This window comes from Streptomyces sp. NPDC054796 (assembly GCF_053611545.1).
The window spans coordinates 1-16174 of sequence record NZ_JBSHAO010000077.1; the positions used below are offsets into that span (position 1 = coordinate 1).

Annotated in this window: 12 protein-coding genes; 6 read left to right on the plus strand and 6 right to left on the minus strand. The window is 72.0% G+C overall.

Translation table 11 applies throughout. The features are described 5' to 3' along the window. Positions 1-71: 71 nt before the first annotated feature. The 3 genes from ACWGJ2_RS36510 (at position 72) to ACWGJ2_RS36520 (ending at position 5714) form a co-directional block, all read left to right on the plus strand. Entirely contained in the window at positions 72-1934 is a 1863-nt protein-coding gene (locus ACWGJ2_RS36510) for a histidine kinase (protein WP_453350676.1), read from the plus strand. A 257-nt stretch (positions 1935-2191) separates the two neighbouring features. Next, on the plus strand, positions 2192-2977 hold the full coding sequence (locus ACWGJ2_RS36515) for an ABC transporter ATP-binding protein (protein WP_453350677.1): 786 nt from the start codon (positions 2192-2194) through the stop codon (positions 2975-2977). A 139-nt stretch (positions 2978-3116) separates the two neighbouring features. Then, on the plus strand, positions 3117-5714 hold the full coding sequence (locus ACWGJ2_RS36520; RefSeq protein ID WP_453350678.1) for an ABC transporter permease: 2598 nt from the start codon (positions 3117-3119) through the stop codon (positions 5712-5714). 106 nt (positions 5715-5820) lie between these two features. On the opposite strand, the gene ACWGJ2_RS36525 is transcribed toward ACWGJ2_RS36520, so the two are convergent. Beyond that, the gene (locus tag ACWGJ2_RS36525; RefSeq protein WP_453350679.1) at positions 5821-6030 is read right to left on the minus strand and encodes a DUF397 domain-containing protein; all 210 of its coding nucleotides are present in this window, start codon (positions 6028-6030) and stop codon (positions 5821-5823) included. Next, positions 6012-6854, minus strand: a complete 843-nt coding sequence (locus tag ACWGJ2_RS36530) for a helix-turn-helix domain-containing protein (RefSeq protein WP_453350680.1) — start codon at positions 6852-6854, stop codon at positions 6012-6014. Before ACWGJ2_RS36530 ends, ACWGJ2_RS36525 begins: the two co-directional genes overlap by 19 nt. 203 nt (positions 6855-7057) lie before the next feature. Here ACWGJ2_RS36530 and ACWGJ2_RS36535 point away from each other — a divergent pair, with 203 nt between their 5' ends. Continuing rightward, positions 7058-7357 (plus strand): hypothetical protein, encoded by a 300-nt coding sequence (locus ACWGJ2_RS36535; RefSeq protein WP_453350681.1) that lies wholly within the window; start codon positions 7058-7060, stop codon positions 7355-7357. After that, positions 7354-7581 carry a hypothetical protein gene (locus tag ACWGJ2_RS36540; RefSeq protein ID WP_453350682.1) on the plus strand — a complete coding sequence of 76 codons (228 nt, stop codon included), beginning with the start codon at positions 7354-7356 and terminating at the stop codon, positions 7579-7581. The genes ACWGJ2_RS36535 and ACWGJ2_RS36540 overlap by 4 nt, the downstream gene beginning before the upstream one ends. 235 nt (positions 7582-7816) lie before the next feature. Here the strand turns inward: ACWGJ2_RS36540 and ACWGJ2_RS36545 are convergent, their stop codons facing one another. The 4 genes from ACWGJ2_RS36545 to ACWGJ2_RS36560 all read right to left on the minus strand — a co-directional run bounded on the left by ACWGJ2_RS36545 (position 7817) and on the right by ACWGJ2_RS36560 (position 15688). Then, positions 7817-8266 (minus strand): hypothetical protein, encoded by a 450-nt coding sequence (locus ACWGJ2_RS36545; RefSeq protein WP_453350683.1) that lies wholly within the window; start codon positions 8264-8266, stop codon positions 7817-7819. Beyond that, the gene (locus tag ACWGJ2_RS36550; protein ID WP_453350684.1) at positions 8263-13230 is read right to left on the minus strand and encodes a putative T7SS-secreted protein; all 4968 of its coding nucleotides are present in this window, start codon (positions 13228-13230) and stop codon (positions 8263-8265) included. Before ACWGJ2_RS36550 ends, ACWGJ2_RS36545 begins: the two co-directional genes overlap by 4 nt. A gap of 80 nt (positions 13231-13310) precedes the next feature. Beyond that, positions 13311-13940, minus strand: coding sequence for a hypothetical protein (locus ACWGJ2_RS36555; protein WP_453350685.1), 630 nt, complete (start codon positions 13938-13940; stop codon positions 13311-13313). A gap of 356 nt (positions 13941-14296) precedes the next feature. Continuing rightward, positions 14297-15688 (minus strand): hypothetical protein, encoded by a 1392-nt coding sequence (locus ACWGJ2_RS36560; protein WP_453350686.1) that lies wholly within the window; start codon positions 15686-15688, stop codon positions 14297-14299. A gap of 333 nt (positions 15689-16021) precedes the next feature. Between ACWGJ2_RS36560 and ACWGJ2_RS36565 the strand changes: the two genes are divergently transcribed. Further along, the gene (locus tag ACWGJ2_RS36565; protein WP_453350687.1) at positions 16022-16144 is read left to right on the plus strand and encodes a hypothetical protein; all 123 of its coding nucleotides are present in this window, start codon (positions 16022-16024) and stop codon (positions 16142-16144) included. The last annotated feature ends 30 nt before the right edge of the window (positions 16145-16174 follow it).

Sequence of the window (16174 nt, forward strand, 5' to 3'; positions counted from 1 at the left end):
GCCCCCGCGGGGCCCGGGACCCGTACACGGCCACGTGCCGGAGGCGTCCCAGCGACACCGACAATTGTCCGATGGCATCCACCTCCGCCTCCCCGGTCTCCTCCACCCCACCCGCCTCCCGGAGCCCGTTCACAGCCCCCGGCGAACAGGGGCGGGGGCTGTGGCGCGCGTTCGCGGAGGTGACCGGGGGCGGGCTGCTGGTGGTTCCCTCCCATCTCGTCCTGCAAGACCTGAACGACACCTACGCCGAACCCCTGCTGCTCTTCCTCGGCACGGCCGTCCTCGCCCTGCTCGCGGTCCGCCGCCGCTTCCCCGCAACGAGCCTGCTGGGCGTGGCGGCGCTGCTGGGCCTGCTGCCCGCGGCCGGGCTGCCCGCCGCCGTGATCGCGTACACCACGGCCAAACACACGGCGGAAGCGCGGCGCCGGAACACGGTGCTGATCGCCTCGACCGTCCTGGCGATGCTGGCCTGCGCCGTCTTCGCCCCCCTCACCGAGCTCGGCGGCCACGCGTTCGGGCTGACGGTCGGCACCGTGCTCGCCGCCACCGCGCTGCTCGTGCCGGGGCTCGTCGGCGCCTCGGGCGGGCAGCAGGAGCGGCTGCTGCTGGCGCTGCGGGAACGGGCAGCCGCCGCGGAGACGGCACGCCGTCTCGCCGACAGCGAGTCCCGGATCCACGAACGGTCGCGGATCGCCGCCGAGATGCACGATCTGGTCGGCCACCGGCTCAGCCTGATCTCACTGCACACGGGCGGCCTGGAGATGGCGCTGCGGAACGAGTCGCCCGAGCTGCGCGACGAGGCGGCGCTCGTGCGCCGGGCCACCGGGGACGCGATGCGGGAGCTGCGCGAGGTGCTCGGCGTCCTGGGCCCGCTGGGCCGGGACGACACCGGGACCGGCGCCCTCACCGACACGACGGGCACCCGGTCCGACGTGGAGGCGCTGGCGGAGGAGTCGCGGTCCGGGGGCATCCCCGTCGACCTCGTCTGGGAGGGCCCCGACCTGGACGAGCGTCCGGCCCAGGTGCGGCGCGCGGTCCACCGCGTGGTGCGCGAGTCCCTCACCAACGTGCACCGGTACGCCACCGGAGCACATGTCACCGTGACGGTCACCCACACCCGCGAACAAGTGACGGTACTCGTACGCAACGGGCTCCCGCCCCAGGCCCCGGAGGCCGTCACAGGACTGGGCTCGGGGCGCGGCCTCGTCGGGCTGCGGGAACGCGTGACGCTGCTCGGCGGCACCCTGGAGACGGGCCCGACGGCGGCCGGGGGCTTCGCAGTGACGGCACGGGTCCCGGCACACCCCGACCCGTCGACGGTCCTCGCGAACGCGGACGCCTCGTCACCCGGGACACCCGGGACACCCGCGTCACCCGAGCCGCTCCACGCGCAGGGCTCCGACCGCACAGCGGGCCCTGCGGCCGGTGTCAGGCGCCGGGTGGTGAGCGCCCTCACCGGGGTGCTCGGGCTCTCGGGCGTCGGCGTGATGATCATGGGCGGGCTCCTCCTCGTCACCTCGGCCGTGGAGCAGCCCGGGGCGCCCGAGCCCGTCGAGCCCCGGGTCGGGATGTCCCGCCAGCGGGTGCTGGAGAGCGGGGCGTGGGACGACGCGACGGTGCGCGCTGCGGCGACGGGCCGCGAACCGGCGCGCCCGGAGTCCGCGACGAGCTGCATGTACCCGGTGGTGCCGAGCGACGGCTTCGTGCCCCAGGCCGAGGACGACGGCACCGGGCACACGGGGTCGTCCGGGCCACAGGGCCAAGAGGGCTCCGGCTCCGGCTCCGGCTCCGATTCCGGCTCCGGCCCGTACTCCGACGCGGGGCCCGGCCATCTGAAGATCACCCGGTACTGCTTCCATGGCGAAAGGCTGACCGCCATCGACCGTTTCACCGTTCCGGTGGTGTCGCCGGTGCCGCCCTGGAAGACCCCGTGACCGCTCCCCGCCTCCGGCGGCCGTCCGCCGCCCGGTACGGGGCCCGCCGCTCCGGGCCCGGCCCGGCCGGTCTCCGTCTTCCGGCAGAGGCGGGCGTCCGACCGCAGGACTACGCACGTGCCCGCCACCGACCTTCGGCAGGTACCCGATCCACCTCCTGAGACCGACGGTTCGCACGCGGACCGCGCCGAGGATGAATGACAGGCACAGCGCCTCGTCCCCCTCATCCCCCCCGTTGTCGTATCTCTGGAGCAGACATGCCGATGCAGGCCGCAGCCCCCGCGACCGCCCACCTTCCCGAGACCGCCGCCGCGGCCCGTGCCACCGGACTCAGCAAGGTCTACGGCGAGGGCGAGGCCCGGGTCGTCGCGCTGGACTCGGTCTCCGTGGAGTTCGGGCGCGGCCGGTTCACCGCGATCATGGGGCCTTCCGGCTCGGGCAAGTCGACGCTGATGCACTGCATGGCGGGCCTCGACTCCGTCTCCGCCGGCTCCGCGCGCATCGGTGACACCGAGCTGACAGGGCTCAAGGACCGGCAGCTCACGCGGCTGCGCCGGGACAGCGTCGGCTTCGTCTTCCAGTCGTTCAACCTGCTGCCCACGCTGACGGCGCTGGAGAACATCACGCTCCCGATGGCCATCGCGGGCCGCAGGCCCGACCAGGGGTGGCTGGACACGGTCGTGGCGACCGTCGGCCTCTCCGGGCGGCTGAACCACCGCCCGTCGCAGCTCTCCGGCGGCCAGCAGCAGCGCGTCGCCGTGGCCCGCGCCCTCGCCTCCCGCCCCGAGATCGTCTTTGCGGACGAGCCGACCGGCAACCTGGACTCCCGCTCCGGCGCCGAGGTCCTGGGCTTCCTGCGGGACTCCGTACGGGAGCTGGGCCAGACCGTCGTGATGGTCACCCACGACCCGGTCGCCGCCGCCTACGCCGACCGCGTGGTCTTCCTCGCCGACGGCCGTCTCACCGACGAGCTGGTCGCGCCGACCGCCGAGGGCGTGCTGGACCGGATGCGGCGCTTCGACACCGAGGGCCGCACGAGCTGACCCGGCCGCCCGCCCACCGGGTCGCCGCTGGGCAACCCGCCGGGCCGCCCGCCCCTGTCCACGTCCACGTACACGTCCACGTACACGCGTATCCGCGTATCCGCGTACGCCCCTCACGCATCCCTGGAGTGGGACCACCATGCTCCGTACAGCCGTGCGCAACGTCTTCGCGCACAAAGCCCGGCTGATCATGACGGCCCTGGCCGTCATGCTCGGCGTGGCCTTCGTCTCCGGCACGCTCGTCTTCGGCGACAGCGTCGCCCAGGCCCTGCGCGGTGCCTCCGCCAAGAACCTGGAGGGCGTCGCCGTATCCGTGCAGGGCGACTCCGAATTCGCCGAGGAAGGCGTCGGCGAGGACCGTCACACGGCGCTCACCAGCGACCTCGCCGAGAAGGTGCGCGCGCTGCCCGGCGTCGCCTCCGTACGCCCCACCGTCAACGGCAACGCCACCCTGGCCGCCAAGGACGGCGAGCCGCTGAACACCGACAACACCTGGCAGAACCTGGCGCTCAACTACGCGCCGGACGCGCCGGACGCGCCGAACTCCCGGCACGGCGACCCCGGCGGCAAGGACAGCCAGTTCCCGCTGGCCGAAGGGCGCGGCCCCGCCGACAACGGCGAACTGGCCCTGGACCGCCGTACGGCCGAGAAGGCGGGTTACCGCGTCGGTGACACCGTACGCTTCGCCACCGACGGGCCCGCGCTGACGAAGAAGCTGGTCGGCGTCGTCGACACCGACGACCCGCGCGTAACGGCCGGCGGCAGCCTGACCCTCCTGGACACCGCGACCGCGCAGAAGCTGTTCCTCCAGCCCGGCCAGTTCGACGAGCTGACGGTCCGCTCGACGCCCGGCACCGACGAGGAGAAGCTCACCCAAGAGGTGCGCGCCCTGCTGCCCACCGACGGCATCACCGTCACCAGCGGCACCACGCTCGCGAACGAGCAGGCGGACCAGATCGCCAAGAGCACCGAGTGGCTCACCCGGATGCTGCTCGTCTTCGCCGGGATCGCGCTGTTCGTCGGCGTCTTCATCATCGCCAACACCTTCACGATGCTGATCGCCCAGCGCAGCCGCGAGACCGCGCTGCTGCGCGCCGTGGGAGCGTCGCGCCGTCAGGTCGTACGTGCGGTCCTCGTCGAGGCGGGGCTGCTCGGGCTCGTCGCCTCCGCGGCCGGGTTCGGCCTCGGTCTTGGCATCGCCGCGCTCCTGCGCCCGCTGCTCAACGCGAGCGGCGCGGGCATGCCGGGCGGCCCCCTGGTGGTCTCAGCGGGCACGCTCGGCTGGTCCCTCGCCGTCGGCGTCGGCGTGACGGTGTTCGCCGCCTGGCTGCCGTCGCGCAAGGCCGCGAAGATCGCCCCCGTCGAGGCGCTGAGCAGCGTCGACCAGGCGCCGAAGAAGCGCGGCATGGTGCTCCGCAACACCCTCGGCGGGCTCCTCACGAGCCTGGGCGTCCTCATCATGCTGTACGTCTCCACACAGGACGACGGCGCGGAGGACAACCTGATGGCCGCCGCGGCCGGTGCGCTGCTGACGATGACGGGCATGATCGTGCTCGCCCCGCTGCTGTCCCGTCCGCTGGTCTCGCTCGCGGGCGCGGTCACCACCCGGCTCTTCGGCGTCAGCGGCAAGCTCGCCAAGGAGAACGCGCTGCGCAACCCGCGCCGTACCGCCGCGACCGCGTCGGCGCTGATGATCGGGCTCATCCTGATCACGGGCATGTCCGTGGTGGGCAACTCCATGGAGACCGCCCTCAAGAAGCAGGCGGTACTCGGCCTGACGGCGGACTACAAGGTGTCCAACGCCAGCTACGAGGGCATCGACCCCGCTCTCGGCGCGAAGGTCGCCGAGACCCCGGAAGCGGCGAGCACGGCATCGGTCTCCACCACGTTCCTGGAGACGCGCGGCCAGGCCGTCACGCTCACGGGTGCGGACCCACGGGAGCTGAGCAAGGTCACCGACCTGAAGTTCAGCAGCGGCTCGCTCGACGACGTCGGCCCGGGGAAGATCGCGCTCAGCGAGGAGTGGGCCAAGAAGACCGGCCTCTCGGCGGGCGACACCTTCCAGGGCACGGTCGGCTTCGACGGCGACAAGAAGAAGCTGACGGTCGTCGGCGTCTACGAGGACACCCGCGCCGTCGAGGAGGCCGTGGGCGCCACGGCCGACGTCCTGCCGTACGCCGCGGGCAAGAAGCTCGACAACATCCTGGTCAAGGCCGCGCCCGGCGCGGACATGGACGCCCTCGAACACGACATCCGCACGGCCCTCGGCAACAGCCCGCTCCTCCAGGTGCAGGACCAGGAGCAGTTGACCAAGGCGGAGTCCAGTGAGATCGCCACGATGCTCAACATGATGTACGGGCTGCTCGGCATGGCCGTCGTCATCGCCGTCCTCGGCGTCATCAACACCCTGGCCATGTCGGTCTTCGAGCGTACGAGGGAGATCGGGCTGCTGCGTGCCATCGGCCTCGACGACAAGGGCGTCAAGAAGATGGTGCGCCTGGAGTCGGTGGTCATCTCCCTGTTCGGCGCGGCCCTGGGCATCGGCACCGGCGTCTTCCTGGCCTGGTCCTCCGGCAGCCTCATGGGCTCCTCGGTGACGACGTACGAGACGGTCCTCCCCTGGGGCCGCCTGACCCTGTTCCTGCTCGTGGGCCTGGCGATCGGCGTCCTGGCGGCGGTCTGGCCCGCGCGCCGGGCGGCCCGCCTGAACGTGCTGCGCGCGGTGACCACGCAGTAGGCGCCCCGGCCCGGGCCCGCGCCCGGTGACGCCCGGTGGCCTCGCGAACGGTTTCCCCGAACCGCTCGCGAGGCCACCGACGTTCCGCGCCCCGCGCCCGCACGGCTCAGGCCCGCAACTCGCCCCCCTTGACGGCCGCGACGAAGGCGGCCCAGCCGCCCAGGGGGAACGCCAGCACGGGGCCGTGCGGGACCTTGCTGTCCCGCACGGGGACGACGGTGGCGAAGTCGTCGGCAACTTCGACGCACGCGCCGCCGTCCGAGTTGCTGTAAGAACTCTTGCGCCACGTCACAGAGTTCAGATCGATGGTTCGCACGCTACTTCCTCCAACATGCGCAGGACGAGCTTCTGCGACTCCGCAGGGGACAACGCCAAGTCGCGCACTGCATCGTAGGCGCCCTGCAACTTCTCAACAGCAGCACTCTGCTCGATCAGGTCACCCCGGAGCGCATTCTCGGTGTATGCCACCGTACGTCCGTCAGAGAGCCGCAGAAACCACACATCAGTGCCGTCCAAGCCGTACGGGCCTGCGCTGAACGGCAGCACTTGCACAGCGATATTGGCCCGCCCCATGCTCTCGGCCAGGTACTCCAACTGCCCCTGCCACTCAGACACATCGAGCAGCGCCGTGCGCAGCACCGACTCGGAATGGATCGTACGAAACCGGGGCGCGTCCTCCCCCTCCAGCAACTCCCGTCGGCCCATCCGGGCCTCGACCTGCTGCTCCAGTTCCTTGCCCCGGAGCCCGCCAGCGGCCAGCACCTCCCGCGCGTAGCCAGGGGTCTGCAACAACCCCGGCAGCACGCTCACCGCGAAGTGCCACAGGCTCACCGCTTCCGCCTCCAGCGCCATGTAGCGGCGGTACCGCTCGCGGAACTGTGTGCGGTCCCCGGCTGCCACCTCCCACAGGGCGAGCAGCAGTCCCGGTGTCCCGTAATACGTGTCGAGTGCCTGGACGACGTCAGGGCTGCCGAGGGTCTCACCCTTCTCCATCTTGCCGAACAGCGACCAGTCCCAGCCGAGACGCGTGCCGAGTTGCCGCAGGCTCGCCCCTCTGCTGACCCGTAGGTTCCGCAGTTCCTCGGCGAACCGCTGGCGAGGCTCCTGACTGCGGCCGGTGATGACGCGTCGCTGCGGCATACCGCTTCCTTCCCGAGGGTGCTGGGGGTGGTCGGCGTGGAAGGTGTGGAACCACCGCCGCACGCAGGGGAAGCACGATCCCGACCACGCCGTGGCAGGCCACATGCGGGCGCATTCTCGTAACACCCGCACTACGCAGCGTAATTCGCGCAGCGAGGCGGGGTCAGGGAATCGGCACGATCACACCCGTCACGAGGACGCTCATGAGCCCTACACCACCCCTCCCCCACGACCGCACTGCCGTCGGCCACCACACCGTCGTCGTCACGGGCGACCCGGAACCGCCCCGCACCCCCACACCGCAGGAAGCCCTCGCCGCACGCGACGCGCTCGCTTCCGCGCTCACCCAGGCGGGCATCCAGCTCCCCGCGATGGACGTCCGCACCCCGTGGGCGGAGGACCGCGAGGGGGAGGCGCGCTACGCGCTCGTCCACCTCGGGGTCTGCTCCGCGCCCGTGGCGATGATGCTCGCCGACGTGATCATGAGGGGGCTCGCCCGGTGACGGAAGAGGCCCCGCTCCCCGTCGTCGGAGAGGCCGTGCACGACACCGTCCAGGACCGTTTCGGCCGGGTGAGGGGGCACGAGGGGCCGTATCTCCAGCTCCGCCCGTTCGCCGGTGGCCGCGAATGGGACGCGGACCCGGCGCGGGTCCGCGTCCTGGCCCGGGACGAGCTGCTGCGCGTCCTGGTGGCCGAGGCCAACGCCCGCAGCAGGGAGCGCATCTGACGGCGGCGTCCACTCCTGGGCACCGGATCACGCCCCGGTCTGGGCCCATCCCCGCATGCGCGGGGAGCAGCGGGAGCTGGCCGATCTGCCCGACGTCGAGGCGGGTCCATCCCCGCGTGCGCGGGGAGCAGGCTCGCTGGCCTGGGCGTTTCACCGGTGGCGGGGCCCCTCTGAGCAACAAGTGGAGACTCGGACATTTCCGCCACCCGGTCGAGCAGTCACCCGTACAGGGAACTCAGCGCTGCCCCCGGCCCGCCCGTACCGGACGCCGTGGATCCTCGATGTCGACGGTGAAGGAGAGGTCCGCCGAGGAGTGGAACGTGGCGTAGCCGTCGGAGAGGTCGATGCCCTCCTCGAAGGGGTTGGAGTCCGTGAAGAAGACCACCCAGCGCAGCGAGTCGTCGGCGCGGACGCGGGCGAAGAAGCCCTCGGAGCCCCAGGAGCCCTCGCCTCCCCAGAGGAAGCCGCCGTCCTCCAGCGGGACCTCTTCGAGGGGCATGAGGGTGGTCAGCCACTCGGGGTCCTCCGCGATCACCTTCGGTGCGTCGAAGGCGTCGCGGACGCCGAGGCAGCCGAGGACGTACGGGTCCCGGACCACGTCGTAGGAGCCGCCGTCCCCGGGGAAGTGGAGCGCGTCGCGGACCGGGAGTCTGCGGTCGGTCCACAGCTCGTCGATCGTCGTCATCGTCCTGGGTACCCTTCCTGCTTCTGCTCTTGCATCTGCTGCCTCCGCTCGGCCGGCGTGAGGTGCTCAGGGCGTTCCTTCAGCCCGGTCTCGGGGACCGGTTCGCCGTTCGGGCCGAGGTTCTCGGGGCGGTTCCTGCGGTCGTTGAAGGCGTCGCCCCAGGTGTTGTACCGCTTGCCGGGGTACGGGTCGTCCGGGTTCACACGCTCCACCGGGACACGGTATCCGCCCTCCATGTTGGCGTTCGCGTGGCGGGCGCCGTCCAGGCGGCGGTTGTCGTAGCTGACGAGCTGCCCGTTCACGTCCATCACCTTCAACTGGGTCTCCCGGCCCTCCCAGTCCCAGAACTTGGGGTGGCTGGGGTCGGTGATCATCATCTTCTCGCCGTTGTTGTGCGGTGACACGGAGCGCTGGGAGAAGTTGACGTCCTCCGGATCGACCCACTCGATCTTGCCGTCCTCCCAGGGGTTGAGGCCGAGGGGGTCGGTCCAGGTGTGGGGGTTGTGGACGTACGTCGCCGGGTTGGGTGCCGGGGTGAGGCCGAGGGGGTCCGGGGTGGTGTAGCGGGCGGTGGTGGGGTCGTAGTAGCGGTGGTGGTTGTAGTGCAGACCCGTTTCCGGGTCGTAGTACTGACCGGGGAAGCGGAGCGGGGTGTAGGCGCGCGCGTCGGCGTTCCAGGTGGTGCTGCCCCACAGCGTGGTGCGCGTGTGCCAGACGACCTCGCCCTCTTCGGAGACCAGCTCCGTGGGCGTGCCGATCAGATCCGTGGCGATGGCGAAGAAGCGGCTGTCGATCTCCTTCTGGGTGCGCGCGTCGGTCAGGCGCTCGGTCTGGGTGAGCGGGGTCCGGCCGTCGTGGTCCCAGGTCAGGGTGACCGGGTGCGCGTGCTCGCCGGGGCGGCTGCTGGTCTCCTCGCACAGCAGCGGCCCGTCCCAGGCGAAGTCGGTCCGCTCGACGACCGTCTCGCCGTCGGCGGCCAGTCGCTGCTTCGACGTGCGGCGGCCCAGGGGGTCGTAGGTGTAGCGCCAGACCGTGCCGTCCGGGGTGGTGACCTGGGTCAGCCGGTTCTCGGCGCAGTACGTGTAGTGCCAGGTGGCGGGCTTCTTCGACAGGCGGGTCCTGGTGCGCTCCAGGAGGCGGCCCGCGCCGTCGTACCGGTAGCGGTTGGCACCGGCGCGGGTGAGGGTCGTGCCGGTGTACGCGCGCTCGCCCCGCGCGTCCGGGGCCGCGTGCCGGTCCGGCCAGGAGGCGGAGGTCTGGTTGCCCGCGGCGTCGTAGGTGTAGGACTCGCGCCAGCCCCTCGCGCTCGCCCCCGCGACCCCCGTGCCCTTCGCGGCCCCTGTGGCCCCCGTGCTCCTCGTGGTCCCTGTGACCCCCGTGACCCGGCCCGTCGCGTCGAGTTCGAAGGCGCGCGGGCCGCGCAGGGTGTCGTCGACGGCGGTGAGATAGCCGTCGGGGCGGTAGGTGTAGGCGCGGCTGTTCAGGGTGCGGTCCCCGGCCGTCAGCTCCTGTCCTGTGAGGCGCCCTGACAGGTCCCACTCGGAGGTCAGCCCGAGCATGTCCCCGATCCGCCGCCCCACCTCCCGGCCCAGCTCGTCGCGGGTGAAGGACACCTCGTGGCCGTGGGCGCTGAGCCCGGTCAGGCGGCCCGACGCGTCGTGGGCGTAGGTGGTCACGGCCCCGCTCGGGGTCGTACGGCGCACGCGGCGGCCCTGCTCGTCGTACGCGTACGTCATCGCGCGGCCGTTGACCAGCTCGGTCTTGACCCGGCCCGCGCGGTCGTACTGGTAGACGAGTTCGCTGCCGGGCCCGGGCCCTGTGGCGTGGACCAGCCGCCCCGCCGCGTCGTACGCGTACGAACTGATCTCGCCTGCGGCGTCCTTGCGGATCACCCGGCCCATCTGGTCCCGCTCGTAACGGATCTCCTCGCCCAGCGGGGTGGTGAAGGCGGTGAGCTGTCCGGCGCCGTCCAGTTCGTAGCGCACGGTGCGTCCGTCGAAGTCGGTCTCCGAGACGACGCGGCCGACGGCGTCATAGGTGTACGACCAGGCCAGACCCTGCGCGTTGGTGACCTTGGTGAGCCGGGCCGAGGCGTCGTGCTCGAATTCGTAGCGCGCGCCGTCCGGGTCCGTGCGCGCCTTCAGCAGGTCGAAGTGGGTGTATTCGTAGCGGCTCGTGTGCCCCGAACGGTTCGTGTGACTCGTGCAGTTGCCCTGCCCGTCGTAGGTCCAGCTCTCGGTGGTGCCGTCCGGGTGCGTGTGACGGACGAGTCTGCCCGTGACGGTCCACTCCAGGCGGCGGGTCGCCCCGGTGGGGTCCGTGATGGCGGCCGGGCGGCCGAAGGCGTCCCGGAGGTAGTGGGTCACCTCGCCCCGCGGCCCCGTGACCCGCACGGGCAGCCCCGCGGCGTTGGTCCGCACGCCGATGACGGCGCCCAGGGGACTGGTCACGGAGACGATCCGGCCGCGGTCGTCGTACGCGTAGCGCGTCGTCTGCCCGCAGGGGTCGGTCGAAGCGGTGCAGTTGCCGCGTTCGTCGTACTCGCGCCGCGACCGCGCGCCGTCGGCGTCGGTGTACTCCACCGGCAGCCCGCTGTCGTCGTAGCGGATGCGCTGTTCCGTGCCGTCGGCGCGTACGAGGACGGTCCGCCGTCCCTCCTCGTCGTAGCCGAAGGTGGTGGTGCGGCCGACGGCGTCCGTGGTGGTCAGCACGCGGCCGTGCTTGTCGTGGGTGAAGCGGGTGGTGCGGCCGAGCGCGTCGGTGACGGCGATGGTGCGGCAGCGGTCGTCGATGAGGTGGCGGGTGCTGTGTCCCGCCGCCGTGGTGAGCACCGTCCACCGTTCGCCGGTGTCCGGGTCCGGGCGGCCGTAGCTGATGGTGAGCTGGTGGTGGCCCGCCTCGCCGCCCTCGGCGACGACGCGGTTGTCGTCGTCGTAGACGTAGTCGTAGCGCCTGCCGTTGGAATCGGTCCAGGCGATGATCCGCCGCTCTTCGTCGTACTCGAAGACGGCCCTGCTGCCCTCCACCTTGGCCGACTCGGTCAGATTGCCCGCGGCGTCGTACGCGTAGGAGATCAGCGGCTGGTCCGAGCCGCCCGGTCCCGCGCCTGCCAGGGCCAGCGCGGTGACCCGGCCCCCTTCCGTGGCGATGGTGAGGTGGTAGCCGCCGGAGTGGACCAGGGCGAGAGGGGTGCCGGAGCCGTCCTCCGCGCGGTCGTAGGTGAGGGTGTGGCCGTTGCGGTCCGACAGCTCCGCCAGCCACGCGGTGCCGTCCGCACCGGATTCGCGGGATGCGGCGCCCCCGCCGGGTTCACCGGGTTCGCCGAGTTGGCCAGGTCCACCGGGTTGACCGGGTTCACCGGGTTGGCCGGGTTCACCGAGCGCAGGCTGGTGGGGTGCGGTGAAGTGCCGGACCAGGCCGGTGTCCGGCTCGGTGAGGAGGTAGTCGCCGTCGGCTGTCCGCTCCAGCAGGCGGCGCTCGGCCCCGGTCTCCGGCCGCACCGGAAGTCCTGGAGCCGGGTGCGGATACGCCTGCAACTTGCCGTCGGCGGTGACGTGGACGACGCCGACCGGATCGATCTCCAGGCGCTCGTCCACCGTCGAGGACCAGCGGGGGCCGAAGAACCGGCCCCAGGTGTAGCCGGAGTCGACGCGCCGGGTGAAGGCCAGCGGCAGCAGGCCAGGCAGCACGACGTCGGTCTGCGGCAGATACATCCTGCCCGTCGCCAGATCGACCGGGTCGGTCTCCGCGTCGTCGGGAGTGCGGTCCGGGTGGTGCGCGTCAGGGCCGTCGTGGGTCAGGCCCCTGCGGCCCGCCGCGGCCAGGTCCCCCGCGGTGTCGGCCAGGCGGGCGGCCTTGACGCCCGCACCGGCGCCGCCTGTGGCGGCCGTCAGCGCCAGGTCCGGCAGGAGCCGCCCGAACCCTTCGGCCGGGTCCTTCATGAAGTCGGAGAGCATCTGCTTGCCCGCGCCCATCGGGTCGTTGGCGACCTGCACCAGACCGGCGGCGGTGCTGTTCAGATTGGTGACGTACTCGGCGGGGTGGGTGAGGTTGTACGGGTCCACCGGGTTGATCTGCCTGGCGAACGAGTTGATCCCGGCCAGGCCCTTGACCACGCCGCCCGCGATGTGGGACTGGATGCTGCCGTACTCGTAGAGGGCGTCCATGGCCTGCTCGCCGTACTCCGGCTTCGGCGGCGCCAGTTCCTTCGCGGCCTTCACCGCTTCGAGGGCCGACTCGGCGGTGGTGTTGCGCTGCCGACGGGCCTCCGTCAGGATCTCCTGCGCCTCCTTCATCAGCGCCTCGCCCGGATCGGTGCCGGACGGGCGCGACGGGAGGGAGGACGGGTCACGCTCGTCGGCCGGCTTGGCGTTGTAGGCGGTGGCGGCCTTGTTGTAGGCGTCGCAGTCCTTCGCCCAGGCGGTGGACTTCTCCTCGCCGCGCTTCCACTTGTCGATCGCCTGCTGCGCCTGGCCCTGCGCCCACTCCACGGTGCCGACGAAGCGCTCCAGTGCTCCGGCGGCCTTCTCGCAGGCGTCGGCGCCCTTGCGCCACTTGCCGGGCTCGACCTCCTGCTTCTCCCGGAACCTGTCCGCCGCCTTGCCCTTCAGCTCGGACGACTCCAGGCCCTTCATGCCGCTCGCGACGGTCTCGAACGCGCTCTGGAAGTCCCGCAGATGCTTGATCGTCGAGCGCACCTTGCTGGGGGAGCCGTGGATGAGCTTGGTCTTGTCCTCGGTCTGGCCCAGGTCCAGTTCGTCGACCTCGGCGCCCATCCGGTTGGCCAGGGAGCCTGACTTGTCCCGCACCCAGTCGGCGGCCGAGTCGAAGCCCGCGTCCTCCAGGCGGTCCGCGCCCCAGTTGCCGACCGTCTCCACGACATCGCCGGCGCCCTCGACGAACCCCTCGACCGCGTCCTCGACCGAATCCGGCGTCAGATCGCTGACGACGTCCCCGAACCCCATCGGTTACCCCCAGTCCCCATGGCGTGGTTGGTGCTGTTGTTGCCGCTGCTGTGCTGTTCCTGCCACTGCTGTGCCCGCTGCTACTGCCCCTGCTGCTGTTGCTGCTGGGCGCGTTCCTCGGGCGAGGGTCCGAAGAGCTGGTCGCGGGCCCGCTCGGCGTCCTCGTCGGAGATCCCGACGACGTCGTTCATGAGGTCGGTACGCATTCCGCCCATGCCGTCCTCGGTGAGCGAGCGTCCGGTGTCCTTCCACGTCTGGCCCATCTCGTCCCCGGCCTGCCGCCAGGATTCAGCCGACCAGTCGGGCGCGTCCGGCGTCGCGATGTCCGACCAGGACTGGTTCTGGACCTCGTCCTCGGAGGCGTGCGGGTTGCCGATCAGGGAGTTCAGGCCGACCTTCAACGTGCCCGCCCAGTACTGGTCCTCCTCCCACAGCATCCCCGCCGACAGGCCCAGCCGGACCGCGAGCTGGTTCGCGTCCTGGAGCAGCGCGCGCACGCCCCACTCCCAGCGCTCCGCGAATGCCTCGAACTCCGTCGACAGACCGTGGTGCCCCGTCTCCATGCCGGTCATCGCCAGGGAGTCGAAGCCCTTGCCGGTCTCCGCGCCCGTCGCGTCGTGGATCTCTTTCAGCTCGGCCATCGCCGCTCTGATGCCCTTGGTCAGGCGGTCGATGGTCTCCTTCGGGATCTGGAGGTCCGCGTCACCCATGGCGCCGCGCCTTCCCCTCGTGCCGCTCGGAGACTCGTCCCGCCAGCGCAGTCGCTTCCCTCACCGGAACTCCCCCAAGTCCTCGATGGCCTACGGACCCGCACCGCCCGCACCGCCTCAGCCATTCTCAACCGTTCTCAGCCTGCACATGAACCACGCGCGAGACAAGGGAATGGTTGCACGGCCACGCTAAAGGGACCGTGAGCCTGGGGCCCCTGGGGCCGTTCCCACGGGCGCGGGCGCGGGTGCAGGGGCGGGTGCAGGGGCGATGGCGGTCGCCCGGTCCCGTAGAGACCGGCCCGCAGTGCCTCCGCCCCGCCCCGTACCTCACGCCTGCCGATGCCGCGGCAGAAGGCTCAGACCGCCGACCGGGCCAGTTCCCACACCGTGCGGGCCGTACGGGCGCGGCGGTACGGCGACAGCGCGGCGCGCAGCCGGACGACCTCCCCGGACACCTGTGCCGAGGCCAGGTCGGGCAACAGCTCGAAGAAGGCGCACGCCTGGGCGCAGGCTTCCTCCAGTTGCCCGGTGCGCAACAGCACCCTGGCGAGCCGGGCCTGCGTCAGCGCGCGGCTGCGGCACTGGCTGTCAGGGCGTGCGGCCAGCGAGGCGTGGGCGGCACGCACCGCGGTCTCCCGCTCGCCGAGCAACTCGAACACCGCGGCACGCTGGTAGTCCAGGGCACACACCGGATAGGTGGTGAAGGGGCCTGCGCTGTGCCGGTCGCCGTTGTGCCGGTCACCGGGCCGACGGTCGCCGGTCTGACGGCCACCGGTCTGACGGTCACCGGACCGACGGTCGTCGCCGGGGTGGCACTCCTCGGCGGCGGACAGGTCGGCGCGCGCCCGGTGGGCCTGGCCGCGGGCCGCGTGACAGGCCGCCCGCTCGACGAGCAGGTAACTCCGCACGGCGGGCGGCGCCTGCGCGTAGCTCTCCACCGCGGCGTCGGCCAGCAAAAGAGCGCGGCGCGACTGGTCCAGGCGACGGGCCTGGGTACTCATGGCGCGCAGAGCCAACGCGTAGGCGCCGCGGTCACCGGCCACGCGGCCGGCCTCGGCGGCGTGGCGCCAGTAAGCGTCGGCCAGGGCATGATGACCGGCGTCCGCGCTCATCCCGGCCAGCAGGAACACCATGCGGGACGCCTGGCTGAGCAGGGCGGCAGGCGGTGTGCCGGGGCGGCACGTCAGGCTCACCAGTTCCTCGGCGAGATGCGCCAGCAGCGGCGTACGGGCGCGAGCGCCACCGTGCCGCTCGGCCCACTCCAGCACCACTTCCTGGAGCCAGTCCGACGCGGAAACCGTCGCGTCCGTCTCCGCCGCCAGTGCGGAAGGGGAAGCGGGTGCCGGTGCGGGTGCCGGTTCCGGTTCCGGTGCTGCCAGTGGGCTGAGCCACCGTGCCGGTAACGCCTGCACCGCGGGGTAGGGCTGCGCGTACAGGTGGGGCTGCGTCTCGGCATCCGCGTCCGTCCGGCACAGCCGGACGAGGCCCGTCAGGACCGCCCCACGGCTCTGCGGGAGATCGCCGCCCCCTCCCCCGGCTCTGGCCAACAGGGTCGCGGCGCCAGGAGCGTTGGCCAGCCCGGCGTCCGCGGCATCGACGCCGCGCCGCAGCGCCCGCGACAGCACGGCCACCACCAACTGACCGGCAGGCGGACGCGGCTGAGTACCGGCCAGCCAGCGGGCGGCGGCGGTACGCGCATAGCTGACGGTCAAACCCTGCCGGGCCGCCTCGCGGTTGACCTCCCGCACAAGTTGCGCACCGCTCCACCCAACTTCACAGAGCAACGTCGCTAATCGACGATTGGGAGCGCGCGCCATCATTACCCACCTCCGGAAACCCGCCGACGAAGAAGCCCGGACAACAGCTCGCGCCCGGAAGCCCCACGCCGCCACACCTCGCCCACTGTCGCCACTGGCCACACCTCACCACGCCCCGCCGGACCAACTGCGGGGTGCTCTAGTAGGCATACCCCGTCGCGTGACACGGTCAGTCACAGGGGGCAACGCGGCAGCGGAGCAGGCGTCCACTGCGGCCGCGACGATGGGGTCATCCCCGCGCGTGCGGGGAGCAGCGACCGTGCCGTGCTCGACGCCGCGACAGCCCTCGCCCACGTCGGCGTCGAGCTGGCGACGGACGCGGCACAGCGGGAGCGGTGCCTCCGGCTGCTCGCCGACCGTCGAGCGTCGGCCGTGCCCCCGCCATGACGGCCGAGGCAGCCGTACCCCCGTCATGAC